Below are 25,358 nucleotides of genomic sequence, written 5' to 3'. Positions count from 1 at the left end.
CCCTCCGCCTTCAGGGCTGCGCGGGGATCAGGAGTCCTTGACCGGCTCGGTCTTGGAGATGACCTGGGCGATGGTGCCGCGCACGACGCGGACCTTCACGTTCTCGGCCAGCTCGACCTCGATCTCGTCCTCGCCTTCCTTGACGCGGGTGACCTTGCCCATCAGGCCGCCGGCGGTGACCACCTGGTCGCCGCGGCGCAGCGCGCCGAGCATGGCCTTGTGCTCCTTCGCGCGCTTCTGCTGAGGACGGATCATCAGGAAGTAGAAGATCGCGAAGATCAGGATCAGCGGGATGAAGGAGCCGAAGGCCCCCATCGGATCGCCTCCGCCCGTCTGGGCGTAGGCCGGGGTGATGAACATGCCGCCTCCTCGTGATATGGCGCGAATATCGGTGACCCGGGCGCATATGGGGAGGCTCTCCCCGCCCCGCGAGGCCGCGCGGACTATAGCCGCGGGCGGCGCCGATGCAAGGCGGCCTGCCGCGGCATGACCGGGCGCCCCCGGCCGGAGGCGGTCACGTCCCCGTCAACGCGCGTGGACTCGCGGGCCCGTCAGCGCGCGCCAATCCGTAGGGCGCATTTCAATGCGCCGCGCCGCCCCCGATCAATAGGGCAGGCCCACGTAATTCTGCGCCAGCGCCGTCTGGGCCGCCTCGTTCTCGGCCAGGAAGGCGAAGTCGGCCTGCTGCATGCGCCGGTCGAAGCCAGACTGCTCGGGGAAGCGGTGGAGGAGCGTGGTCATCCACCAGCTGAACCGCTCGGCCTTCCAGACCCGGGCGAGCGCGCGGTCGGAATAGCGCTCGAACCCCTCCGCCTCGCCGTCGGCGTAGAAGGCGGCCAGCCCGTCGAACAGGTAGCGCACGTCCGAGGCGGCGGTGTTGAGCCCCTTGGCCCCTGTCGGCGGCACGATATGGGCGGCATCCCCCACCAGGAACAGCCGCCCCCAGCGCATCGGCTCGCACACGAACGAGCGCAGCGGCGCCAGGCTTTTCTCGATCGAGGGACCGGTGACCAGCGTCTCGGCGACCTCGCCCGGCAGGCGGCGGCGCAGCTCGTCCCAGAAGGCCTGGTCGGACCAGGCTTCGACCCGGTCGGTCATCGGCGCCTGGACGTAGTAGCGCGAGAGCTTGGCGTTGCGCATCGAACAGAGCGCGAAGCCCCGGTCGGAGGAGGCGTAGATCAGCTCCTCATGCGCCGGCGGCGTCTGGGAGAGGATGCCGAGCCAGCCGAAGGGATAGACCTTCTCGAACTCCCGCCGCAGGGCCTTGGGAATGGTCTCGCGCGAGACGCCGTGGAAGCCGTCGCAGCCGGCGACGAAATCGCAGTCGACGCGATGCTCGGTCCCGCCGTGGCGGTAGGTCACGAAGGGCGCCTCGGTGTCGGCGCCGCGGATCTCGACCCCCTCGCAGTCGAAGCGCAGGTCGGCGCCCTGCCCCTCGCGCGCCTCGTAGAGGTCGCGGGTCAGCTCGGTCTGGCCGTAGACCAGCACCTGCGCGTCGGCGAGCCGGGCGAAGTCGATGCGCAGCCGCCGGTCGTCGCAGGAGATCACGGCGCCGTCGTGGACATAGCCCTCGGCGTCCATGCGCGCCCCTGCGCCGGCCTCGCGCAGCAGGTCGGCCATGCCGCGCTCGAGCACCCCCGCCCGGATGCGGGAGAGGACATGGGCGCGGGTCCGCCGCTCGAGCACCACCGAGGCGACGCCCCGCCCCGCCAGCAGCTGCGACAGCAGCAGGCCCGAGGGGCCGCCTCCGATGATGCAGACCTGCGTGCGCATGGCCCCTCCGCTGGTTTCGGCGCCGACGAAACTAGGCGGCGAGGGGGCCTGCGCGAATGGATTTCCCGGCGCGTTTCCGGCACTTTCCGAACATGGACCGCGCCGCCCCCACGCCCCCGATTCCCGCCTACGCGCTCTATGGAGAGCAGCGGGATTTCCCCGATGTGCTGCATTGCGAAGGGATCTGGGACCGGGCGCATCGCTATGACTGGGTGATCGCGCCCCACCGGCATCCGGCGCTCGAGCAGGTGTTTTTCATCACTTCGGGCGGCGGCTGGGTGGAGCTGGACGGGGCGCGCCATGCCCTGTCTCCGCCCTGCGCGATCTGGGCGCCGCGGCGCGTCGTGCACGGCTTCCGTTTCGTCGAGGGGACGCGGGGGCACGTGATCTCGATCCCCTCCGCCGCGCTGGCCTCGGCCGCGGACCCCGACCTCGTGGCCTTCGCCCGCGCGCCCCGCCTGTTGCCGGGCGCCCCCGACCTGCGCGCGGCGGTCGAGGCGCTGCACGCGGAATGGCGCGGCGCGGCCCCCCTGCGCGCGGTCCTGCTCGGCGCGCTGGCGCTGGCGCTGGTCGCGCGCCTGGCCCGCGCCGCCGCGGCCCAGGGCCGTCCCCCCGGCGCCGTCGAGGCCCGGATGGAGGCGTTCGAGGCGCTGGCCCGCGAGCGGCTGGCGCGCGACTGGAAGGTCGGCGACTACGCCCGCGCGCTGGGCTGCTCGGCCACGCATCTGGGGCGGCTGACCCGCGCCCGGGCCGGCCAGTCGCCGGCGGCGTTCCTCGCCTCGCTGCGGATGCAGGAGGCGCGGCGCCTGCTCGCCTACACGCTGATGGACGTGGCCGAGGTCGGCTATCGGCTGGGCTACGACGACCCGTCCTATTTCTCGCGCGCCTTCCGACGCGAGACCGGCCTCAGCCCCAGCGCCTTCCGCCGTCCCTACCGCGAGGAGCGCTGAGCGGCCCTACGCCTTCAGCCAGATCTCGTCCTGGCCGCAGAATTCGACCAGACGATAGCCGGCGGGCTCCATGATCGCGCGGATCCGGGGCGTGGCGGCGTTGTTCTCGATCGCCCAGACCCGCACCGGGTGGCGGGCGAAGGGGAAGACCGAGAGGGCGGCGACCTCCCCGCCCTCGATGTCGAGCGAGACGAAATCGGGCGTGCGCGGGGCTTCGTCCAGGATCGCGGCGAGGGGGCGGGTGGGGACGCGGCGCAGCGCCTCGGCATGGCGCGGATCGGCGCGGACCGTCGTCAGCAGCCCGGGGTCGTAGCTTTCGACCAGGCCGCTCATCTGCGTGTAGCCCGCCGAGATGTCGAGGAACTCGGCCTCGCCATCCTCGGCCGCCGCCGCCACGCCGAGGCAGGGGCAGCGGCGGACGGCGCGGGCGGCGGCGAGGTTGGCGGGCGAGGGTTCGACCAGCAGGCCGCTCCAGCCGCGGCGCTGCTCGAAGAACAGGGTGTTCGAGCCGGTGACGCCGTCGTAGCCGCCCACGTCCGCGAAGACCCCGCCGGTCATCCCGCCCAGGATCCGGTCCACCGCCCGGTCCTGCCCGGCCTGGCTGGCGTGCCCGGTGTCGGGGGCCAGCATCCGCTCGATCTCGTGCAGGCGCAGGTTCAGCGCGCCGCGGCGGCGGGAGCGGTCGGCGCGCAACGCCTCGATCAGGCCCGCCCGCGCGGCCATCAGATCGCGCCGCGCCGTGTCGAGCGTCGCGGCGGCGCGGGCCTCGGGCGAGGGATGGGGATCGGGCATGGCGGCCTCCTGCCTCGGGACCTGCCCGGAATGGCGCGGCCAGAGGCGCGGCGCAAGCGCGCTCAGGCGTTGCGGATGGTCATGCCGCCGTCGACGGGAAGGACCGCGCCGGTGATGTAGCCCGAGGCGGGCAGGCACAGCGAGAGGGTGGCGTGGGCGACCTCCTCCGGCTCGGCATAGCGGCGCAGCGGCACGCGACGGCGCACGAAGATCGCCTTGTGCTCCTCGGGGATGTCCCGGGTGATCGCGGTGCGCACGGGGCCCGGGCAGACGGCGTTGACCGTGATCCCCTCGGGGCCGAGGTCCACCGCCAGCGCCCGGGTCAGCCCGATCACCCCGTGCTTGGCGGCCGTGTAGGGCGAATGTCGCGGCGAGGCGCCCAGCCCGTCGGTCGAGGAGATGTTGACGATCCGCGCGCAGTCCGAGCGGCGCAGCAGCGGCAGCGCGGCCCGGATCAGCCGCTGGTGGGCGCTGAGCATGACTTCCAGCGTGCGCGACCAGATCGCCTCGTAGTCCTCCGCCTCCAGCGGGGAGGTCTGCAGGAAGCCCGCGTTGTTGATCAGGAAATCGAGGGCGCCAAAGCGCGCCTCGACCGCCGCCAGCGCCGCGCGCCCGGCCGCCTCGTCGGCGACGTCGAAGGCGAGCGGCAGGGCCTCGCCGACCGAGGGGTCCCCGGCGCGGGCGGCGTCGATCTCGACGGCGACGGCCTGGGCGGTTTCGGCATGCAGGTCGGCGACGACGACATGGGCGCCCTCGCGGGCGAAGACATGCGCGGTGGCCCGCCCCATGCCCGCGCCCGCCCCGGTGACGAGGACGACGCGTCCGGCGACGGAGCGGGAGAAATGGCGGTGGTCGGACATGGCGGCTCCGATGCGGCCCCGGGGGGCATGGCGGGATCGGACAGGCGCCGGCGCCCGCGCGCCGCGCGGGCGGGACTTTCCGCATCTGCGCGCTCGGCGCGAGCGGGATCGTCGGTCCTCCCCGGCCGGGCCCCTGTGTCCGGGGCCTCGGCCGGCGCAGACTAGGGGCCGCGCGGGTCGAGGGCAACGCGCGGCGGCGGCCCCGCGCGTCGCCTGATCGTGCCGGCCGACGCACGGGCCGGGCGCGCGCGCGCGCGCCCCGGGCTTGATCCGGGGCCTCCCGCTCGCCGCCGGTCAGCCCTCGGAAAAGCTCACCCCACGCGCATCGAGCTTGTAGAGCTTGATGACGTTGTCGCGCATCAGCTTGCGCAGGGCGGCGGGGCGGAGGTCCAGCCCGTCGATGTCGGCGGTGGTCTTCTCGAAGTCGAGCACCGGGAAATCGGTGCCGAAGATCACCTTGTCCTGCCCGAAGCTGTTGATGTAGTGCGTGAACGCCTGCGGCCAGTACTTGGGCCGGTGGGCGTCGCAGCCGATGTAGACGTTCTTGTGCTTCCAGGCCATGGCGATCATCTCTTCGGTCCACGGGATGCCGACGTGGATGCCCACCAGCTTCAGCTCGGGCAGGTCGCAGGCCACCGCGTCCAGCGTGATCGGCCGCCCGACCGAACGGCAGGGATAGTCGGCCGCATAGACCATCGACTGACCCACCTGCAGCTGCACCGGCACGTCAAGCTCGATGCACTTGGCGTAAAACGGATACCAGCGGGCCGCGTCGGGGGCGATCTCGAACCAGTGCGGATAGCCGTGGGCGCCGATGAAGCCGTAGTCCTCGACGGCGCGCTGGAACTCCCACACGCCCTTCATCCCTTCGGTCGGGTCGAGGCCGGCCAGCCCGAAGAACCGGTCGGGATGGGCCTTCACCGCGTCCAGCACCACCTCGTAGGGCAGATGCCAGGTCGAGGGGTGGCCCTTGCGCCCGACCTTGGGGGCGACGAGGAAGCCGCGCTCGATCCCCGCGGCGTCCATCCGGCGCAGCATCTCGTCGATCGAGATGCCTTTCGAGGTGCTGGCGTCCACCTTCATCTTGTCGACGAAGAAGCCGTCGCGCCACTCGGGGCGGTGCGACATCACCTCGTCGGTCCACAGGTTCACGACGGCGTCGATGGATCCCTGGAAGGGCATGGCGGGTCTCTCTTCTTGGCTCAGGCGAGGGCGGAGGCGGCCAGCGCCCCCTCGATCAGGCGACGGGCGGGGCCGGCGCCCCAGGCGGGTTCGAGGAAGCCCCCGGCGCGCGCCAGCAGCCGGGCGCGGTCGAGCGGCGCGAGGCGTCCGCCCGGCGGGGTCAGCAGCGCGGGATCGGCGGCCTCGCCATAGGCCAGGCGCCGTTCGGAAGTCAGCGTGCGGCCGTCGGCGAGCGTCACGGTCAGGCGGGCGCCGAGCGCCGCGGGATAGCCGGCCACGAAGGGCTCCGCCGCGCACATCGAGACGCGCGAGGCCAGGGCTGTCAGCGCGGGGGCCGAGGGCTCGGCCAGCGCCTGCGGCTCCAGCGGGCCGCGCAGCAGGGTCGAGGCGACGCACCAGGGCACGCTCATCAGCCGGTCATAAAGCTCGTCGCGCCCGTCGGGGAGGGCGGCGAAGGCGAGCGCCAGGGGGTAGGTCTCGATCGCCACGGCCGCGATGGCGGCGGGGTCGGCGGGCAGATCCTCGCGCAGGTCGAGGGCGGCCTCGACCGCGGGCTGCACATGCCGGCAGCCGGGCACGGGCTTGAAGAACACGAGGTCGAGCGTCTCGCCCTGCCAGCCGGCGGGATCGGGGACCGGCGCGGGACGCCCGGCGAGCAGGGTCAGCAGCCCGTCGGCGCCCGGCCGCCCCTCGAGAACCGTCGCGCCGCCGTCGAGGCCGGCGCCCGCCAGCCGCGCCGCCTCCCAGCCCGCGCGCGCCGCCCAGCCGCCATGGAACGGAACCGCCGAGCCGTGCAGGCGCAGCGCCTCGTAGGTCGCCACCGGGGCCCCGATGGCGGCGATGGAGACGGCCCGGCCCAGCGCCTCGGCATCGAGGCCCAGCAGCCGCCCGCAGGCGGCCGCGGCGCCGATCGCGCCCATGGTGGCGGTGGGGGCGGCGCCGCGGCGGCTCTGCTCGGGGTGGGTGGCCGCCGACAGGCGGTTGGCGATCTCGTAGCCCGCGACCAGGGCCGCCAGGATCTCCTCGAGCGGCTTGCCGCGGCCGGCGACATGCACGGCCGGCACGATCACCGAGGAGGGATGGTTGCCCCCTCGCCCGAAGCCGTCGTGAAGCTGCAGGAGGGCGCCCATGTAGCTCAGCGCCACCATCGCGCCGCCGCAGGACAGGGCCCGCCCGACGCCCGGCACGCAGACCCGGCCGTCCTCGGCCAGCAGGGTCGCGGGCTCGGCCTCGGGCAGCATCGCGCCGGCGGCGGCGAGCGAGAGGAAGTCGACATAGGCCAGCGCCGCCTTCTCGCGCCGCGAGGGCGTCAGGGCGGACCATTCGAGCCCCGCCGCGAAGGCGCCGATGGCGCGGGAGAGGGGCTCGCTCACAGCCCCATGCCCTTGGCGACAAGGGTGCGCTGGATCTCGTTGGCGCCCTCGCCGAAGGAGAACAGGCGGGCGTCGCGCCACAGGCGGGCCATCTCGGATTCCTCGGCGTAGCCGGCCGAGGCGAGGATCTGCATGCCGTGGTGGGCGGCGTATTGCAGCGCCTCGGAGGCGACGATCTTGGCCTGGCTCGCCTCGCGCCCGCAGGGTTTGCCGCGGGCGATCAGCCAGGCGAGGTGCCAGCAGCAGAAGCGGGCCTGGTCGACGCGCATCTGCATGTCGGCAAGGCGATGCTGGACGGCCTGGAAGGCGCCGATGGGGCGGCCGAACTGCACCCGCTCCCTGGCGTGCTCGACCGCGATATCGACCGCCCTCTGCGCCGCGCCGACGCAGGACGCCGCGAGCCCGCCGCGGCCGTATTTCAGCGTGGTGGCCATGGCCGCAAAGCCCTGCCCCTCCGCGCCCATCAGCGCGTCCTCGGGAACCTCGACGTTCTCGTAGAGGATCTCGAAGCTGGGCATGCAGTTGTTGCCGAGCTTGGCGATGGGGGTCAGCGTCAGGCCCGGCGCGTCCGTGGGGACCAGCAGGACCGAGATGCCGGCGTGGCGGCTGGCGTCGGGGTCGGTGCGGGCGATGGTGACGAGGTGGCTCGCGCCCTCGGCGTCCGAGATCCAGGTCTTGCGGCCGTTGATCCGCCAGCCCGAGGGCGTCCGCTCGGCCCGCAGCTTCACCCCGGCGGCGTCGGAGCCGACGTCGGGCTCGCTCAGCGCCAGGGCGAACAGCAGGCGGCCCTCGATCAGGCCGGGCAGGAACGCCTGCCGCTGGGCGTCCGAGCCGTACTCGATCAGCGACATCCCCCCGAAACCCAGCACCCGGTTGAGGATCGAGGCGGCCATGCGCCCGCGCAGGCCCATCCGCTCCTGCACCAGCGCCACGGTCTGCCAGTCCTGGGCGAGACCGCCGTAGGATTCGGGGAACGGCAGGCCCAGCAGCCCCAGCTCGCCCATCTCGGGCAGCAGGTCGTAGGGGGGGACGTGGCCGAGATCTCGGCGGCGCTGCTCCTCGGGGGGCAGGCGACGGGCCATGAAGCGGTCCACCGTCTCGAGGATCGCAAGCTGGTCGTCGGTCGGCTGGAAGTCGATCATGCGGGCATCCGGGAGGTCATGCGGCGGCCCAACGCCAGGGCGCCGGCGGCCATCGCCACGAGAAGGGTGGAAAGTCCGGCCATCAGCGCCAGCCACAGCGCCGGGTCGCGGGACTGCAGGTGCTGGCGACCGATCAGCTCCATCGCCACGGCGAACAGCGCCAGCGCCCCCCAGCCGAGCCAGAGCGAGCGGCCGGGATGCTCTGCGACCCCGCCCGGCGCCTCGGTGACGGCGGCGAGCGGGTCGGAGGGGGCGGCGTGCGCCTCGCCCCCGTCCTCGGCCGCGGCGCGGCGCATCCGGGCGGCGGCGAAACGGGCGAGGGGGCCGCGGGGGGCCGCGTCGGCCCTGGCCTCGCGCCGCTCGACCCGGCGCGCGGCGCGCCCGGCCGAGAAGCGGTGGTCGACAAAGGCGGCGCCGGCGGCCAGCGCCAGGCCCATCAGGTCGGTCGCCCCCTCGGGCGCGATCATCATGAAGGCGCCCACGACCATCGCCAGCCGCGCCGGGATCGAGAGGGGCGAGACGAGATAACCCACGAAGGCCGCCGCCAGCGCCGTCAGCCCCATGGCCGCGCTGGCGGTCGACCAGATCACGGTCAGCGGATCGCCGATCATCAGGAGCGCGGGCTGGTAGACGAACATCACCGGGATCACGAAGGCCGCCACGCCCAGCTTGGCCGCCTCGACCGAGGCCGCCAGCGGGTTGGCCCCCGCGATCGGCGCCGCGGCGAAGGCCGCCAGCGCAATGGGGGGCGTGATGTTGGAGACCACGCCGAAATAAAGCGCGAACATGTGCGCCGCGATGTCCGGCACGCCGGCGGCTCGCAGGATCGGGATCACGGTGGCGACCATGGTGATGTAGACGGCCGAGGCGGTCATCCCCATGCCCAGCACGATGGCCATCAGCCCGCTCATCGCCAGCAGCAGCCACAGGTGGTCGCCCGCCACCGAGATCGCCCCCTGCGTGACCTGGTAGCTGAGCCCGGTGGCGAAGATCGCGCCGATGATGATCCCCGCCGCCGCGGCGGTGGCCGAGAGGCTGGCGGTGGCGCGCGCCGCGCCCTCCATCGCCTCCATCACCCGGATCGGGGTGGGCCAGGTGGCCCGGCGCACGAAGCCCATCACGAAGGCGCCGGCGATGGCGATCACCGCGACCAGCACGATCGAGAAGCCCGCCACCAGCCCCCCCACGATCAGGGCCATGGGGAACAGCAGATAGCCCTCGCGCCGCAGCACCTCTCGGGTCACCGGCAGTCGGTCCTTGGGCAGGGCGCCGAGGCCGGTGCGCTTGGCCTCGAAATGGACGGCGAGGAAGATCACCAGGAAGTAGAGCGCGGCGGGGATGATCGCCGCGATGACGATCTCGACGTATTCCATGCCGAGGAACTCGGCCATGATGAAGGCGATGGCGCCCATCACCGGGGGCATGATCATCCCCCCGGTCGAGGCCGCGGCCTCGGTCCCCGCCGCGAAGGCCGGCCGGTAGCCCAGCCGGCGCATCAGCGGAATGGTGAACGCCCCCGTGGTCAGCACGTTGCCGATGGCCGAGCCCGAGAGCGTGCCCATCATCGCAGACGAGATCACCGAGGCCTTGGCCGGCCCCCCCGTGCGATGCCCGAACAGCGAGAACGCCAGCCGCAGGAAGAAGTCCCCCACCCCGACCAGCGCCAGCAGCTGCCCGAACAGGATGAACAGCACCACATACTGGGCCATCACCGCGATGGGCGCGCCGAAGATGCCGCCGTCGCCCACCACCAGCGCCCGCAGCAGGGTCAGGGGCCTGGCGGGCGGACCGTAGAAGATGCCGGGGAAGTGGTCGGCGAAAAGCGCGTGCAGGACGAAGAACCCCGCCACGATCAGGATGATCGGGCCCAGCGTCCGGCGCACCGCCTCGCACACCAGGATCAGCGTCGCCCAGGCCGCGAAGAGGTCGACCTCCGACATCATCACCTGGCGCAGCGCCCAGCCGTCGAGCGTCGCCACGTAGTACCAGGTCAGCCAGACCGAGAGGCCGAAGCCCAGCGCGTCGAGGATCGTCCAGGCGTTCCACGGCTCGGCCCAGCTCCGTCCCAGCGGGAAGGCCAGGAACACCAGCGCCAGCGCCAGCGTCAGGTGCACCATGCGGAACAGCATCGCCGGCGGCGCGCCGTAGATCCCGGCATAGAGGTGCAGCGTCGCGAACAGCGTCGCGACGGCGCCGATCAGGAAGGCCGTCAGGCGCAGCGGCACAGGCGAGGGCCCGGCCAGGGCCTGGAAGGCCGAACGGGGAAGGGCCGACATGGGCGGTCGAGGGCTCCGCGATCAGAGGGAAAGGGGCAGAAGGAGGGGGGCGAAGGGACAGGAAGGTCCGCCCCGCCGCGCGTCCCGGTCGCAGGACGGGACCGGAGGCGTCGGGGCGGTCCGGCGCGGCGGGGCGCGAACCGTCGCGGGCGAGGGCGGGAGGATCCCCGCGCGCGCGGCCCGGGCCGGAGGACGGCCGCCGCCGGCGCGCGGCCCGCCGCCCTCGCCCTCGCCTCGCGCGTCAGTCGGCGGCGATGCCGGCCTCGTCGTAGTAGCGCGCCGCGCCGGGGTGCACGTCCACCGCGGCGTTGCGCAGCATGATCGCGGGCGCGATCTCGTCGGCGCCGGCGAACAGGCCGTGGAACTCCTTGTGGTTGTCCACCAGCACCTTGGTGATCTTGTAGACCAGCTCCTCGTCGAGGTCGGCCGAGACCACCAGCTCGTTGGAGACATAGGGCACGGTCACGTCCGCCTCCTGCCCCGCGTAGGTGCCGGCGGGCACCGTGCCGGCCGAGACGCCGGGCAGGATCTCGGCGTATTTCGCGATCTCGTCGTCCGAGAGGCCCAGCAGCACGATGCCCGGCTCGTTCTCGACCTGCATCAGCAGCGAGTAGGGCGCCGGGCCCGAGAAGAAGCCGACGTCCAGGCGCCCGTCCTGCATGGCGCCGGCCTCGTCGCCATAGCCGATCTCCTCGATCACGCCGCCGGCGTTCTCGATGGCCTCGAAGGAGGTGCCGGCCGCCTCGAGCGCCGCCACGATCATCGGGTAGAAGATCGAGGTGCGGTTGGCGCCCCAGACCCGGTATTCGCCGTCGTCCACCTCGGCCAGCGAGGCGATGCCCGAGCCCTTCGTGGCCGCCGGCTGGAACAGCGCGCCGTAGAGGGTCATCAGGTGGCGGGCCTGCGGGGTGGGCACGCCGAGGCTGCCCTCGCCGCGCGCCACGATGGGGGTGAGGAAGCTGTAGGTCAGCAGCAGGTCCACCTCGCCCTGGGCCATCAGGGCGAAGTTCGCCTCGGTGCCGCCGGCGACGGTTGTGGCGTGCACGCCCTCGATGTTGGCGTTGATCAGGTCGGCGATCTTGGCGCCCACGATCGGATAGGTGCCCGCGACGCCCGAGCCGATGCGCACGAACGTGTCCTGCGCCCATGCGGGCGCGGCGCCCATCGCGGTCGCCAGCGCGGCCGCGGCCGCCGTGAGTTTCATCGCCTTCATCATCTTCTTGATCCCTGTCGGTCCGGTGGCGGGGGCGCGCGCCGCCTGCGGGAGGCTCGCGCCGACTCGGTCGGACAATTCAGACCCGGTTCGGCCCCTTTTGTCTGGACGATGTTGCCGAGCCCCGGAACCTGTGTCAATGATAAGTCATCTTTGGACCCATCCATGATACAGGACGCCGCCGCGCCGCCCGCCCGCGCCGCCGCCGCGTCCCGGAGGAGCGGCATGAGCGACGCAGGCGATCCCTCGGGCAACATCGCGGGAATCCTCGACATTCACGCCACCACGCGCGGCGGCCACCCGGCGCTGATCCACGGCCCGCGGACCTGGTCGCACGCCGAGTTCGCCGCCGAGGTGCGCCGCACCGCCAACCATCTGCGCGACATGGGAATTCGCCGCGGGGACCTGGCCGGCGTCTGCCTCGAGGACCGGCCGCGCACCCTGTTCGTGCTGTTCGCGCTCGCCCGTCTCGGGGCCATGGCGCTGCCGATGGACGCCCGCTGGAGCGAGGTCGAGCGGACGCGCATGGCCGCCTTCTTCAAGCCCCGCGTGGTGCTGGCCGACGCCCCCCTGCCCCCTGCGGGCGAGGAGACGGTGCTGCGCGTCGGCCCCGAGTGGGACGCCGCGGTGGCCGCCTGCCCCGACGAGGCGCCGCTCGTCATGGGTCCGGACCTTCCGCTGCTGGTCTCGCTGTCCTCGGGCACCACCGGGCGGCCCACGGGACCGATGGTGACCCATCAGCAGATGTATGCGCGGTTCATGTCGCAGACCGTCTCGCTGACCTTCAACGCCTACGACCGGTTCATGACCGCCACGCCCCTCTATTTCGGCGGCGGGCGCACCTTCTCGATGTCGCAGATCGTGCTCGGCTCGACGCTGGCGCTCTACGCGCCGCCCTATACGCCCGAGGGCCTGGCCGAGGAGATCGCGCGCACCGGCACGACGGCGGTGTTCCTGGTGCCCACCCTGCTGCGCCGCCTGCTGGATCTGCCCGAGGACGACCGGGCGAAGCTGCGCGGCCTGCGGCTGCTGATCTCGTCGGGCGCGCCGCTCCACGCCGAGGAGCGGGCGAGGGTCCGCGCGACGCTCACCCCCAACTATTTCGAGTACTACGCCTCGACCGAGGGCGGCGGCGTCTCGGTCCTGCATCCCGCCGACCAGCAGGCGCGGCCGGCCTCGGTCGGACGCCCCTCGTTCCGGGTCGAGGTGCAGGTGGTGGGCGAGGATCACGCCCCCCTCCCCGCCGGCGAGACCGGCCAGGTGCGCTATCGCGGGCCCGGCGTCGCCGACAGCTTCTTCCGCGACGCGGAGGCGAGCGCCAAGGCCTTCCACGAGGGCTGGTTCTACCCCGGCGACCTCGGCTCGCTGGACGCGGGCGGCTATCTGACCCTGCGCGGCCGGGCCAAGGACATGATCCTGCGCGGCGGTGTGAACATCTATCCGCTGGAGATCGAGCAGACCCTGCAGGGGCTGCCCGAGGTCGCCGAGGCCTGCGTCTTCCCCCTGCCCCACGCCCAGTTGGGCGAAGAGGTCGCCGCCGCGCTGGTCCTGCGTCCCGCCGCCGCCGCCGAGGCCGGCGCCGACGCGCTCGCCGGGATCGAGAGCGCCTGCCGCACGACGCTCGCCCGCTACAAGGTCCCCTCGCGCTGGTTCGTGATGGAGGCGCTGCCGAAGAACTCCGGCGGCAAGGTGGTGAAGGCCGAAGTGGCGCGGCTGGCGGCCGAAACCGGCGGCTGACGCGGAACCGGGGGCGCCCGACGCAGGCTCAGGCGCCCGGCCCCTCCCCCATCCCGTGCCGCGCCATGCGCCGGTAAAGCGTCATGCGCGAGCAGTTCAGCGCCCGGGCCGCGGCGGCCTTGTTGCCGCCCGCCCGGCGCAGGGCCGCCTCGAGGGCCGCGCGCTCGCTGGCGGCGGGGGGGGCGAGGTCGGGGTCGGCCAGGGAAGCTGCGAGGTCGGGCGCCTGCCAGCCGCCGGCCCCCTCGCCCACCCAGCCGGGCGGGCGCAGGCCGGGGGGCAGGTCGGCGAGGCGGATCTCGCCGCCCTCGCGGCCGATGGCGGCCACCTCGAGGGCGTTGCGCAGCTCGCGCGCGTTGCCGGGCCAGTCGTGGGCCGAGAGCGCGGCGGCCGCGGCCTCGGCCAGACGCGGGGCCGAGGGCATCCGCGACAGCAGCAGGCGGGCGAGCGGGGCCACGTCCTCGCGACGCTCACGCAGGGGCGGCACCCGGATGCGCGCGACGGCGAGGCGGTAATAGAGGTCCTCCCGAAACCGCCCCGCCGCGACCTCGGCCGAAAGATCCCGGTTGGTCGCCGCGATCACCCGCGCGTCGAAGCGCGAGGGGGCGCGGGCGCCGAGCGCATGGACCTCGCGCGTCTCGATCGCGCGCAGCAGCTTGGCCTGGGCGGCGGCCGACAGGTCCCCCACCTCGTCGAGAAACAGCGTACCCCCATCGGCGAGGCGCATCTTGCCGGGGTGGTCGCGCACCGCGCCCGAGAAGGCGCCGCGGACGTGGCCGAACAGCTCCCCCTCGACGAGCTCGTCGGGGATCGCGGCGCAGTTCAGCGCCACCAGCGGGCCCGCGGCGCGGCGCGAGCAGCGGTGCAGCATCAGCGCGGCGCATTCCTTGCCCGCCCCGGTCTCGCCGGCGATCAGGGCGGTCGCCTCGCTCGCGGCCACCCGGCGCAGGAAGGCGCGCAGCTCGGCGATGGCGCGGCTGGCGCCGACCAGGCCGCAGCGCTCGGCCTCGGCGTCGGCCTCGAGGTCGGCCTCGCCCGCCCGCTCGCCGCGCAGCTCGGCCAGGTGGTAGGTCACCCTGGCGGCGAGATCCGCGTCCCCTCCGGCCAGCGAGACGAAATCGTCGGCCCCCGCGCGCAGCGCCTGCACCGCCGCGGCCTGGCCGCGGTCGGCCCCGGCCACGATCAGCCGCGCCCGGGGCGAGGCCGCCCGCAGCTGGGCCAGCGCCCCGGCCTCGGCCGGGCCGACGCTGATCACGAGACAGGCGCGCGGATCGCCGCCGGCCGGCGCCTCGGCCACCGCGCGGAGCGGCGCGCAGCGCAGCCCAAGCTCCCGGCCCAGCGCCTCGAGACGGGCGCGGCGGCGGTCGTCGCGATCCACAAGGACCAGCCTCGGTCGATAGGCCGGCGACGTCATGCAACCCCTCCCCGTGCGACGGCCAGCGCGCCGCATCTTCAGGTTTCGCCCTCCCCGCTCCGGCGAGTCCCGCGCAGGGCGGGCGACCGGCACTCTGTAGGCGGGCATGTAAACAGGTTGTGAACCTTCGTTTCACAAAGATGAAGGCCACCTCCATCTGCGTAAGGTTTCTTTAACCAACAAGCTCTTGCAGTGACAAAACTCACAGTCCCAAGTCCAGTTCATATGATTTTAATTGATTCCATCGTAACGTCTCGCGCCCGCCGCCCGCCTTTTCGCTACGCACAGGGGACCGAACGCCATGCCCGAAGACGCGAACCCGCTCGCCTTCGTCGGGGAGGCCGAGCCGATCTCCGACGACCGGCCCTATATCGAGGCCGCCGAGGCGCTTGGCTGCGAGGTTGCGGCGGTCAAGGCGGTGGCCGAGGTCGAGTCCCGCGGCGCCGCCTTCCTGCCCGACGGCCGCCCGCCGATCCTGTTCGAGCGGCACATCTTCTCGCGCACCACCCGCAACGCGCATGACGCCGGGCATGGCGAGATCTCCAACCCCTCGCCGGGGGGCTACCAGGGAGGGGCGGCGGAATATGACCGCCTGTCCCGGGCCATCGAGCTCGATCGGGCGGCGGCGCTGGAGTCCGCCTCCTGGGGCAAGTTCCAGATCATGGGCTTCAACGCGCAAACCTGCGGGTTCCGGACGGTCGAGGATTTCGTCGAGGCGATGTGCGCCTCCGAGGAGGCCCAGCTCGACGCCTTCGTGGCCTTCGTGAAGCGCAACCGCCTCGATCGCGCGCTGCGGGCGCGGGACTGGGCGGCCTTCGCGCGGGGCTACAACGGGCCCGCCTACGCCCGCAACAAGTACGACGAGAAGATGGCCGCCGCCTATCGCCGCCATTCCCAGGCGGCCGGCGCCGGCTTCCGGGTCGAGACGGTGCGCGACCTGCAGGTGGCGCTGAACTTCCTGGGCGCGGACGCGGGCGACGCCGACGGGCTGATGGGCCCCCGGACCGCCGGCGCCATCCGCCGCTTCCAGGCCGAGTGCCGCCTGCCCGAGACCGGCCAGCCCACCCCCGTCCTGATGCAGGCCGTGCAGGCCGTCTACTACGCGCTGGGCGGCAAGGAGGCGCGCGCGGTCATCTGATCGCGCCGCCCCCTCTCTTTCTCCTCCAGCCTCAGCCAAGGAGGCGCCGATGCTCCCCGTGGTCCTTCCCCTTCTCACCTCCCTCGCGCCCGCGCTCGCCCGGGTCGTCACCGGCTCGAACCGGGCCGGCGAGGTCACCCAGGCCGTCTCCGCGGCGGTCGAGCGGGTGGCCGGCATCGCTCCCGACACGCCCGAGAAGGTCGAGCGCGTGCAGGCGATGATCGAGGCCGATCCCGCCCTGTTCATGCAGATGCGCACCCAGCTCCAGGCCATCGAGCAGGCCGAGCTGGAGGCGTTTCTGGGCGACCGCAAGGACGCCCGCGCCCGCGACATCGAGATCCGCCAGATAAGCGAGGACGGCAACACCCGCGCCAACGTGATGCTGGCCATGGCCTTCGGGGCGATCATCGTCATCGCCGGCGCGCTGGTGCTGCTGAACGCCTATGGCCAGGCGAACGAGTTCACCGGCGCGATCTTCGGATTCCTCACCGGCATCGGCGGGATGTTCGCGCGCAATGTCGGTTCGGCCTTCGACTTCGAGTTCGGCTCCTCGCGCGGGTCCCAGCAGAAGAGCCAGCAGCTCGAGAGCCTCACCAACCGCTTTCAGGAGCTTCAGGGCCAGGCCGCCAAGACCGTGGCCTCGGGTCTGGCGGGCGGCGTGGCAAACAGCGTGGCCCGCCACGCGCCCGAGGCGATCGAGGCGATGCGCGACGCCTTCGAAGGCGACGACGACGATCTCAACCGCGAGAGCCTGGGCGCCTTCCGCCGCCGGATGTCCGCCGCCCCCGCCTGAGGCCCTTGAGCCCCCTGCGCCGGGCCCGATCGAGGGCCCGCGCATCCCTCCCCGCCCCCGCTCCGCCCGAGGGGCGGCGCCGCTTCGGGCCGCGGCGCCGACCCTCCGCGTTCCGGTCGCGATCCGCCCTCGCGCGCGTCAGGCCGCCGGGTAGCGGGTCCAGGGCGACAGCCCGCCGTCGCGCCCGATCAGCAGCACGTCAAAGGCCTCGCGCTCCGTCTCGGGCCCCATCCCCGGCGAGCCCCAGGGCATCCCCGGCACGGCCAGCCCGACCGCGTCCGGCCGCTCGGCCAACAGGCGGCGGATGTCCTGGGCGGGCACGTGACCTTCGACGACATATCCCTCGACCAGGCCCGTGTGGCACGAGACCGCCGCCTGCGGCACGCCCAGCGCGATCTTGCGGCGCATCAGCGCCGCGGGGCCGAGCGTCTCGACCGCGATCTCGAACCCGGCCGCGCGCAGGATCTCGACCCAGGCCTCGCAGCACCCGCAGGCCGGGTCCTTGAGCACCTGCATCGCCTGGGGGACGGCGAGCGCGCGCGCGGCCGGGCCCAACGCCGCGGCGAGGAGGCCGAGCGCTCCGGCGTGAAGGACGCGGCGGCGCGAAAGGCGGGTGGCGGTCATGGCGGGCTCCCTTGCTCACGGCGCCGGGATCGTCCGGGCGCCGCCGCTCGATACGGCTTCCCCCTGCTGGAAGGTCAACGCCGGCGCCTGCCCGGGCGGTCACGAAAGCGTCGGCGCCCCGGGCGGCCGCGCCGGGATCGGGCGCGCCCGCAGATCGCGCCGCGCGGGGGCGCGGGGCGAGGCAACGCCTTCTTAAGGGATGCGAATCTAAGGCTTCGCGCAGCGCCCTTCGCCAGTCACGGATCGTCCCGACATGACCCCCATTTCTCTCCGCTGCGGCCACCTCCGGGCGGCCGCCCCCTCGCTTCTCGGCGGTCGCATCGAAGTGGCCGTGATCGACGTCTCCGTGGCGGGGTGGGAGAGATTGGCGCAGGCGCTGCATCCGGGCGTCGGCATCGTGACGCTGCCCCGGACCGGAGACGGGCTTGCCCATCTCGCCGCCTGGACGGAGGGGCGGCGCGGGATCGACGCGCTGCACCTGATCGCCCATGGCGCACCGGGGGAGATCCGGCTGGGCGCCCTCACTCTGGACCTCGCGGCGGTCGCCAGCCGCGGGGTCGAGCTGGCGCGGATCGGCGCGGCGCTGGCCCCTGAGGCCGAACTGCTGGTCTGGAGCTGCGAGACCGGCGCCGACGGCGGCGTCCTGCTCGCCGCGCTGGCCAGGGCGACGGGGGCGAGCGTCGCGGGCTCGGACGACGTCACCGGCCAGGACGGCGACTGGGACCTCGAGGTGTCCACCGGCCCGATCCGCACGCCTGCGCCCTTCGACCTCGTCGCGGCGCAGGCCTGGGGCGGGAGGCTGGCCCTGCCCTCCGCCAGCCAGAGCTTCGGCGGCGCCTATCTCGCCGGCAACAGCAATGGCTCGACGGTCGACGGCTTCACCGTCACGACGTCCACGGGCGGCGCCATCGTTCAGCAGGCCGATTCGCTCTTCGGCTATCCGGCTTCGGGCTCTACCGTCTCGGTCACCTGGACGGCCGACGGGGACGATCTGATCTCCTTCGACCTGGATTCGTTCACGGTTTCGACTGTCGAGGACTCCTTCGACATCGTGTTCAGCGCCGTTTCCAATGGCGTCGGCGTCGTCCAGAACGCCTCGATCGCCACGAATTACGCCGGGACGTTGGTGATCGACATCGACGAGACGGTCTTCAACGACATCACGTCTTTCACCGTCACCTACACCGATACGTTTTCCGTATTCATCCAGGACCTGCGCATGCACGGCATGGCGCTCGCCGACCTGGTGGGCGCGCCGCTGGACGCCACCCCGCCCGCGTTCGACGCCGCCCCCGCCGCCACCGCCCACACCCCGACCTCGGCGACCGTCTCGGTCGATGTGGACGAGGCCGCGACCGTCTACTGGGTGATGGTCGCCGACGGCGCCGCGGCGCCCAGCGCGCTGCAGGTTTCCAACGGGCAGGACGCGGCGGGCGCGGCGGCGGGTGTCTCCGGCTCGCAGACGCTGGCCTCGGCGCCCTTCGACACCTCGCTGAACCTCTCCGGCCTGACGCCGGGGACGGACTACGACCTCTATGTCGTCGCCGCCGACGTCGCGGGCAACCTGATGGCCGCCCCGGCCCGCGTCGACATCCACGCGCCGGGGGAGCTGGTCTCCCTCTCGGTCGCGCCGGGCTCGCAGACCGAGGGCTCGGACGCGACCGTCACCGCGACGCTCGACCAGGTCTCGCCGCTCGACGTGACGGTGACGCTGACGGCGGGCGCGGCGGGGACCGCGACGGGGGCCGACTACACGATCTCGGCCACGACGATCGTGATCCCGGCCGGCCAGCTTTCGGCCGGCGTCACGGTGTCGGCGCTGGCCGACGGCATCGACGAGGCCGACGAGACGCTGTCCATCGACATCGCCTCGGTCGCCAACGCGACCGAGGACGGCGACCAGCGCGCCACCCTGACCCTGGTCGACGGCGACCCCGCGCCGGGCGTGAGCCTCGCGACCTCGACCGCCACGCTGATCGAAGGGGGCCCGGGCCTCACGGTGACCGCCACGATCGACGCCCTCTCGGGCCAGGACGTGACGGTGGTGCTCGAGGTCACGGGGGCGAGCGAGGACGTCCACCTCACGGCGGCGACCATCGTGATCCCGGCGGGCTCGCTTTCGGGCGCGACCACGCTGAACGCGGTGAACGACACTATGGACGAGGCGACCGAGACCGCGACGCTCGCCATCGCCAGCGTGACCAACGGGACCGAGACCGGCGTCCAGTCCATCGACATCGACGTGGTCGACAACGACCCCACCCCGGCGCTGACGCTCTCGGTCGACCAGGCCAGTCTCGCCGAGTCGGGCGGCGTGGGAACCCTCACCGCGACGCTCGACGCGGTGTCGGGCCGGGACGTGACCGCGGTTCTCCTGATCGGCGGGGACGCGACGCCGGGCGTCGACTACACGCTGTCCTCGACCAGCATCACGATCCCCGCCGGCTCGCTGACCGGGACCGTGACGCTGAGTGTGATCGACGACGCGATCGACGAGTTCGACCAGGTCGTCACGATCGACGTCGACTCGGTCGCCAACGCCTCCGACGACGGACACCAGCAGACCGGCTTCACGATCGTGGACGACGAGGACGAGCCGGTCGCCACCCTCTCGGTCGATCCCGCCTCGGTGGACGAGGCCGGGGGCGTCGCGACGCTGACCGTCACGCTCTCGGGCGCCTCGGAGAAGGCGCCGACCGTCGAGCTCGACTCGGCCTCCGGGACCGCGACGCTGGACGTCGACTACCAGCTATCGGGGACCGCGCTGACCTTCCAGGCGGGCGAGACCAGCAAGACGCTGACCCTGACCGGGCTCGACGACATCGCGCTCGAGGATGCGGCCGAGACCGCGACGCTGACCTTCGCGGGCACGCGCGTCAGCCTCGCCTCGAACACCATCGCGGTGGGTGTGGTCGACGACGAGGTCCCCCCCGAGGCTCTCTCGATCCTGCGGGCCGACGGCGCGGCCGAGGCCGCCAACGTCGCGACGGTGACCTTCGAGGCCCGCTTCGACCAGGCCGTGACCGGCGTGGACGCCACCGACTTCGCGCTGACGGGCGCGGCCGCGGTCGGCGCCTCGATCCTGTCGGTCACCGACGCGGGCGCGGGCGATGTCTGGCGCGTCGCGGTCGACGTGACCGGGCTCGAGGGCGCGCTGGGCCTGAACCTGCTCAACGACGGCAGCATCCAGGCCGGGCCCGGCGCCTACCTCGATGCGGCGCGGATCGGCGACCAGACCTTCCTCCTCGATCGCAGCGGCCCGACCGCATCCATCGGCGTGGTGGCCGGCGACGACGTGATCGACGCGGCCGAGACCGCCGCCGGGCTCACGGTCGGCGGCGCCGCCACCGACGCAACCGGCATCGCCACCCTCACCGCCACCCTCGGCGGGGCCACGGTCGCGGGCGCGGTGAGCGGCGGGCAGTGGAGCGCCGGCTTCTCGGCCCTCGACCTTGCGGGGCTGGCCGACGGCGCGGCCACGCTCTCGGTCACGCTGACCGACACGCTGGGAACCGCGACCACCCTGACGCGGGCGCTGACGCTCGACCGCACCGGCCCGGTCGCCACGCTGGCCGAGGCCGACGGCTTCAGCGTCTCGATCCAGCTCGACGAGGACGTCGTTCCTGGCGGGCCGGCCGGGTTCTCGGTCGTCGCCGACGGCCAGGCGATCCCGGTGCTGGCGGTGTCTGGCGGCAGCGGAGGGCCGCTGCTCCTGACCCTCGCCGCCCCCGTCGCCGAGGGCGAGGCGGTGAGCGTGGGCTGGGACCCCGAGGCCGCCGGCGCCTCGCTGATCGATCTCGCGGGCAACGCGGCGGGCGCGATCGCGCTGAGCGCGACGAACGCGACCACCGGCTCCGCGGCCGAGACCATCGACGGGCTGCAGGTGACCACCGTGGCGCTCGGCTCGGGCCCCGACGCGATCGAGGTCATCACCGCGCCGATCGTCACCGACACGCGGGTGGATTCCTCGGGCAACGTCGGGCGCGCGGGCATCCCCGTGGCCTATGACGAGACCGGCGCGCCGGTCCTGCGCGCCCAGTTGCCCGAAGGTTTCGGCATCCAGTCGGTCGGGCCCCGGCTGGCGGGCCCCGCCTCGGGCGCCGGCGGCGCGTTGCAGCAGTCGATCGGCGCAGGCGCCTCGGAGTCCGAGCGCGCGGAGCTCGAGACGCTGGGCGCCCGCTGGCTGTCGAGCCTGCCCGGCTCGACGCCGCTGACCGTGCGGACCCTGACGCCGACGATCGCGACCGCGGCGCCCATCGAGCCGATGGCGATCGCCGGCGGCTTCGGCGGCGGGATGACCGCGGTGACCCTGGACCTGCGCACGACCGGGGGCGCAAACCTGATCCTGCGCGACATCGAGTTCGTCGCCGTCTCCGGCGCCGCAACCCTGACCGGCGGTCGCGGCGAGCAGTTCGTGACGGCCGACTCGGCGATCCAGCATATCGTGCTCGGCGCCGGCGACGACCGGCTGTACGGCGGCGGCGGCGACGACACCGTCGGCTCCCGCGGGGGGGACGACCGTGTCTTCGGCGGCGAGGGCGACGATATCGTCTTCGGCGGCGCGGGCGCGGACGTCGTGCGAGGCGGCGCCGGCCGCGACGCGGCGACGGGCGAGGCAGGCGACGACCTGGTGGTCGGCGGCGCCGGACACGACAACCTGGGCGGCGGCTGGGGCGACGACCTTCTGCTCGGCGGCCGCGGGGCCGACGCGATGCGCGGCTCGGGCGGCGACGACCGGCTCGAGGGCGGCGAGGGCGGCGACAAGCTCGCGGGCGGGCGCGGCGACGACCATGCCCTGGGCGGCGAGGGCGCCGACGTTCTGCGAGGGAAATCGGGCGCCGACGCCCTTCGCGGCAACGCCGGGGACGACCGGCTGGCGGGCGGCGAGGGCGACGACGCCCTGCAGGGCGGCCGCGGCTCGGACCGGCTCTCGGGCGGCGAGGGCGCCGACATGCTCGACGGCGGGCTCGGCTCCGACCGGCTGATTGGCGGAGAGGGGCCCGACGTCTTCCGCTTCGAGGCCGCGTCGGGCCGGGACGTGATCGTCGACTTCATCGCCGGCCTCGATCGGATCGAGGTGGCGGCCGACATCGGCGGCCTCGACCTCGACACGGGCGCCGACCTCCTTGCGTTGGCCTCCCAGGCGCCCCGAGGCGTGCTCGTGGATCTCGGCGATGCGGGAGAGATCCTGTTGCGGGGGCTCGAGCTGTCGGAGCTCTCCGCCTCGGACTTCGGGCTGGTGTGATCGGATCAGGCGCCGAAGCCGGGTGATCCCGGTCAGAGCGCAGGGCGGCGGCGGCCCCGCCCCCGTGCCTGACCGCACAGTCAACCTTCCCACGGGCGAGAACGACCCGGGGATAGGCCCGGACTGCCTCGCCGACGGACAGGCCGGCTGCAACGGACCCGTCCGATTGCACGCGATCCGGGGCGGACACATGCCGTCGCGATCGGCTTTCGCGCCCTGCACGGAGGGATCCGTGTGCGGGGGGAGCGCGACATCCGCAAGTCCTGCAAGCCTCGCCCCCCCCGCGAGGATGATCTTCGGCGCTGCCCTGCCCTGCGCTGCGCGCCAGGGATGGCGCGGGCGGCTTCGGTGAACCCGCGCGCCTTGATGTGGCGGCGGGGATCGGGCGGGCTCAGCCGCGCGAGGGGATCCGGGAATGGTCGAGCGCGGCGGTCATCGCCTCGAGGCGCGAGGACATGAACCAGCGCTTCATGTAGCCAAAGGCCTCGGCGGGCATCGCGGCGAGGGTTTCGAGGCGCTCGACGGCCGCCTCGCGCAGCTGGTCGGCCGGGACCAGGGTGCAGGGGCCGCCGCGCCGCTCCAGCTCACGCGCGGGAACGGCGCGGGCCGACATGCAGATGTCGTAGGCGAGACCCTTGCTGGTCGTGCTCTCGACGATGGCCGCGGCGAAGGGCGAGGCGATGCCGATGCGGACCTCGGGGAGCTGGAAGCTCGCGGTCTCGTCGGCCACGATCCGGTCGGTCAGCAGGGCGTTCATGAACGCGAGGCCCAGCATCCTGCCCCGCGCCATCGTCACGATCGGCCGCGGGCAGGCGGTGGTGGCGTCCAGCATGTCGCGCACGATGGCGATGCGATAGGGGCCGACCTCGGCCTCGGCCATGCCCTCGGGCGTCTTGAGGTCGACGCCGCCCGAGAACACCCGGGGCGACTCGCTCGTCCAGATCAGGCCCTTGAGGGTGGAGTCCTCGCGGACGCGCGAAACGGCCGCGACATAGGCGTCGGCAAGCGCGCGGGAGATCGAGCCGCCCCGCTCGGCACGGTTGATCGACGCCCAGAGGATCCCGTCCTCTTGGGTCAGGAGAAGGTCGCTCATCTGATGATCTTTCGACAGGAGGGGGGGCCGCGCCGCCGCCGACACGAGAGGCGGCGGCGGCGCGACAAGACGGCCGAGACAGCCGATGGGCCGCCTCAGATCTGGCGGTCGGCGTCGGCCCAGTAGGGGTCGCGCAGCTTGCGCTTGTAGATCTTGCCCGACGGGTCGCGCGGCAGCTCGCTCATGAAGATGAACTCCTTGGGCACCATGAAGCCGCTCAGCCGTCCCTTGCCGAATGCGGTCAGCGCGGCGGCGTCGAGCGGCGAGCCGGGGCGCGCCTCGACCGCGAGCGCCAGGCTCTCGCCCAGCTCCTCGTGCGGGATCCCGAAGGCGGCGCAGTCGAGGACGTCGGGGTGGTCGAGGAACGGCGCCTCGACCATCGTGCAGTAGATGTTGCTGCCCCCCGAGATGATCATGTCGCGCTTGCGGTCGGTGATGTAGAGGTAGCCCTCCGCGTCCAGATAGCCGACGTCGCCCAGCGACAGCAGCCCGTCGCGCTCCATCGCCAGCCGCTCCTCGTGGCGGTTCTGGTAGGTGAAGTCGGGATAGCCCGAATGGCGGCAATAGATCTCGCCGACCTCGCCGGCGGGAAGCTCCGCGCCGTCCTCGCCCAGGATCTTCACGATCGCGCCCGGCACCGGCGCGCCGACCGAGCCCGGATGCTCGAGGAAGTCCTTCGAGGTGGCGTAGGTGACGATCCCGGTCTCGGTGCCGCCGTAGAGCTCGTAGAGCACCGGGCCCAGCCACTCGATCATCTTCATCTTCACGTCGCGCGCACAGGGGGCGCCGCCGTGGATGATGTGCTCGATCGCCGAGAGGTCGCGCTTGCGGCGCGCCTCCTCGGGCAGCTTGAGCAGCCGCACGAACATGGTCGGCACCATGAAGCTGTGGGTGATGCGGTGCGCCTCGAGCAGCGCGAGATAGGCCTCCGGCTCGAAGCGCGGAACCAGGATCAGGTGCCCGTCCACGGCCCAGGTTCCGTCCGCGGTCGACAGCGGCGCGGAGTGGTAGAGCGGCGCGGCCAGCAGGCAGCGCATGCCGTGGACATAGGCGTTGTGGTGGTTCTTGAGGCTGACGCTGACCGCCGAGGCGCGCTTCACGCCCTTGGGCTTGCCGGTGGTGCCTGAGGTGTAGACCATCGCGGTCGGCTTGACCTTGGCGTCGTCGGTGAACGGCGCGAACCGCCCGGCCCAGTCGCTCAGCGAGACCTCGCCCGCGCGCAACCGGCAGTCTTCGTCGGCGACGCGGTAGGGCGCGCGCAGATAGGTCGGCGTCTCGACCAGCACGACCTCGACCTCGCGGGTCAGCAGGGGACGCACCGCCTCGCCCTGGGCGTGCCACAGGTCCGAATGCGCGATCAACACGCGCGCGCCGCTGTCGTTGATGATGTAGGCGATGTCCTCGGCCGAGAAGTGCCAGTTGACCGGGGTCGCGACCGCGCCCACCAGGTTCGCCGCGACCATGCAGGTCACGAACTCGATATCGTTTCGCATCAACAGGTTGATGGCTTCGCTGTAGTCCACGCCGGCAGTCTTCAGGGCGGCGGCGATCCGGCGCGCCTGTTCCAGAATTTCGTCGTTGCCTACGCGCCGCTCGGCGATCGTCACGGATCCGTCCACGCCGCTCCTCCCTTGCCCACGACCGGCGCGACGCCGGCCTCCCGTCTCGTCTGGCGGCCAGCCTATAGCCGCCGGCGCCAGAATGTTCAACTGTTGACACGACTACTGCCGGCAGTCTACCGAATGCGGGCGCCGCT

The 25,358-nt window shown here is 73.1% G+C and carries 18 protein-coding genes; 5 read left to right on the top strand and 13 right to left on the bottom strand.

Annotated features, from left to right (window positions below; translation table 11 throughout):
• Positions 1–27: 27 nt before the first annotated feature.
• Both yajC and pobA read right to left on the bottom strand, forming a co-directional pair.
• On the bottom strand, positions 28–360 hold the full coding sequence (yajC, locus tag AAC134_RS06585; RefSeq protein WP_339948274.1) for a preprotein translocase subunit YajC: 333 nt from the start codon (positions 358–360) through the stop codon (positions 28–30).
• Positions 361–603: 243 nt separating this feature from the next.
• Positions 604–1,773, bottom strand: coding sequence for a 4-hydroxybenzoate 3-monooxygenase (gene pobA, locus AAC134_RS06580; protein WP_339948273.1), 1,170 nt, complete (start codon positions 1,771–1,773; stop codon positions 604–606).
• 56 nt (positions 1,774–1,829) lie between these two features.
• On the opposite strand from pobA, the gene AAC134_RS06575 reads away from it, so the two are divergent.
• The gene (locus AAC134_RS06575) at positions 1,830–2,723 is read left to right on the top strand and encodes a helix-turn-helix domain-containing protein (RefSeq protein ID WP_339948272.1); all 894 of its coding nucleotides are present in this window, start codon (positions 1,830–1,832) and stop codon (positions 2,721–2,723) included.
• Between the two features lie 6 nt (positions 2,724–2,729).
• On the opposite strand, the gene AAC134_RS06570 is transcribed toward AAC134_RS06575, so the two are convergent.
• The 7 genes from AAC134_RS06570 to AAC134_RS06540 form a co-directional block, all read right to left on the bottom strand.
• A complete protein-coding gene (locus AAC134_RS06570; protein WP_339948271.1) occupies positions 2,730–3,515 on the bottom strand; it encodes an FkbM family methyltransferase in 786 nt (261 codons plus the stop codon).
• A gap of 62 nt (positions 3,516–3,577) precedes the next feature.
• Positions 3,578–4,375: an SDR family NAD(P)-dependent oxidoreductase gene (locus AAC134_RS06565; RefSeq protein ID WP_339948270.1), complete on the bottom strand. Its 798-nt coding sequence runs from the start codon at positions 4,373–4,375 to the stop codon at positions 3,578–3,580.
• A 294-nt stretch (positions 4,376–4,669) separates the two neighbouring features.
• Positions 4,670–5,557: an amidohydrolase family protein gene (locus AAC134_RS06560; RefSeq protein WP_339948269.1), complete on the bottom strand. Its 888-nt coding sequence runs from the start codon at positions 5,555–5,557 to the stop codon at positions 4,670–4,672.
• A gap of 20 nt (positions 5,558–5,577) precedes the next feature.
• Entirely contained in the window at positions 5,578–6,930 is a 1,353-nt protein-coding gene (locus tag AAC134_RS06555; protein ID WP_339948268.1) for an MmgE/PrpD family protein, read from the bottom strand.
• Positions 6,927–8,072, bottom strand: a complete 1,146-nt coding sequence (locus AAC134_RS06550) for an acyl-CoA dehydrogenase family protein (RefSeq protein ID WP_339948267.1) — start codon at positions 8,070–8,072, stop codon at positions 6,927–6,929. Before AAC134_RS06550 ends, AAC134_RS06555 begins: the two co-directional genes overlap by 4 nt.
• Entirely contained in the window at positions 8,069–10,348 is a 2,280-nt protein-coding gene (locus tag AAC134_RS06545) for a TRAP transporter fused permease subunit (protein ID WP_339948266.1), read from the bottom strand. Before AAC134_RS06545 ends, AAC134_RS06550 begins: the two co-directional genes overlap by 4 nt.
• Positions 10,349–10,589: 241 nt before the next feature.
• Positions 10,590–11,552: a TAXI family TRAP transporter solute-binding subunit gene (locus AAC134_RS06540; RefSeq protein WP_339948265.1), complete on the bottom strand. Its 963-nt coding sequence runs from the start codon at positions 11,550–11,552 to the stop codon at positions 10,590–10,592.
• Between the two features lie 234 nt (positions 11,553–11,786).
• Between AAC134_RS06540 and AAC134_RS06535 the strand changes: the two genes are divergently transcribed.
• Entirely contained in the window at positions 11,787–13,298 is a 1,512-nt protein-coding gene (locus tag AAC134_RS06535; protein WP_339948264.1) for a class I adenylate-forming enzyme family protein, read from the top strand.
• 28 nt (positions 13,299–13,326) lie between these two features.
• Here the strand turns inward: AAC134_RS06535 and AAC134_RS06530 are convergent, their stop codons facing one another.
• Positions 13,327–14,709, bottom strand: coding sequence for a sigma-54 dependent transcriptional regulator (locus tag AAC134_RS06530; protein WP_339948263.1), 1,383 nt, complete (start codon positions 14,707–14,709; stop codon positions 13,327–13,329).
• A gap of 301 nt (positions 14,710–15,010) precedes the next feature.
• On the opposite strand from AAC134_RS06530, the gene AAC134_RS06525 reads away from it, so the two are divergent.
• Together AAC134_RS06525 and AAC134_RS06520 are read left to right on the top strand one after the other, a co-directional pair.
• Complete coding sequence (locus tag AAC134_RS06525) at positions 15,011–15,847, top strand: N-acetylmuramidase domain-containing protein (RefSeq protein ID WP_339948262.1); 837 nt, start codon at positions 15,011–15,013, stop codon at positions 15,845–15,847.
• Between the two features lie 49 nt (positions 15,848–15,896).
• Positions 15,897–16,640: a hypothetical protein gene (locus AAC134_RS06520; protein ID WP_339948261.1), complete on the top strand. Its 744-nt coding sequence runs from the start codon at positions 15,897–15,899 to the stop codon at positions 16,638–16,640.
• Between the two features lie 138 nt (positions 16,641–16,778).
• On the opposite strand, the gene AAC134_RS06515 is transcribed toward AAC134_RS06520, so the two are convergent.
• Positions 16,779–17,264 (bottom strand): DUF411 domain-containing protein, encoded by a 486-nt coding sequence (locus tag AAC134_RS06515; protein ID WP_339948260.1) that lies wholly within the window; start codon positions 17,262–17,264, stop codon positions 16,779–16,781.
• Between the two features lie 253 nt (positions 17,265–17,517).
• On the opposite strand from AAC134_RS06515, the gene AAC134_RS06510 reads away from it, so the two are divergent.
• Positions 17,518–22,509, top strand: a complete 4,992-nt coding sequence (locus AAC134_RS06510; RefSeq protein ID WP_339948259.1) for a DUF4347 domain-containing protein — start codon at positions 17,518–17,520, stop codon at positions 22,507–22,509.
• A gap of 391 nt (positions 22,510–22,900) precedes the next feature.
• Here the strand turns inward: AAC134_RS06510 and AAC134_RS06505 are convergent, their stop codons facing one another.
• Positions 22,901–23,602 (bottom strand): enoyl-CoA hydratase/isomerase family protein, encoded by a 702-nt coding sequence (locus AAC134_RS06505; protein ID WP_339948258.1) that lies wholly within the window; start codon positions 23,600–23,602, stop codon positions 22,901–22,903.
• A gap of 95 nt (positions 23,603–23,697) precedes the next feature.
• Positions 23,698–25,221 (bottom strand): AMP-binding protein, encoded by a 1,524-nt coding sequence (locus AAC134_RS06500; RefSeq protein WP_339948257.1) that lies wholly within the window; start codon positions 25,219–25,221, stop codon positions 23,698–23,700.
• Positions 25,222–25,358 lie beyond the last annotated feature (137 nt).

It is taken from the genome of uncultured Albimonas sp. (genome assembly GCF_963977235.1).
Classification (GTDB): domain Bacteria; phylum Pseudomonadota; class Alphaproteobacteria; order Rhodobacterales; family Rhodobacteraceae; genus Albimonas.
This window is presented reverse-complemented; position numbering and strand designations above follow the sequence as displayed.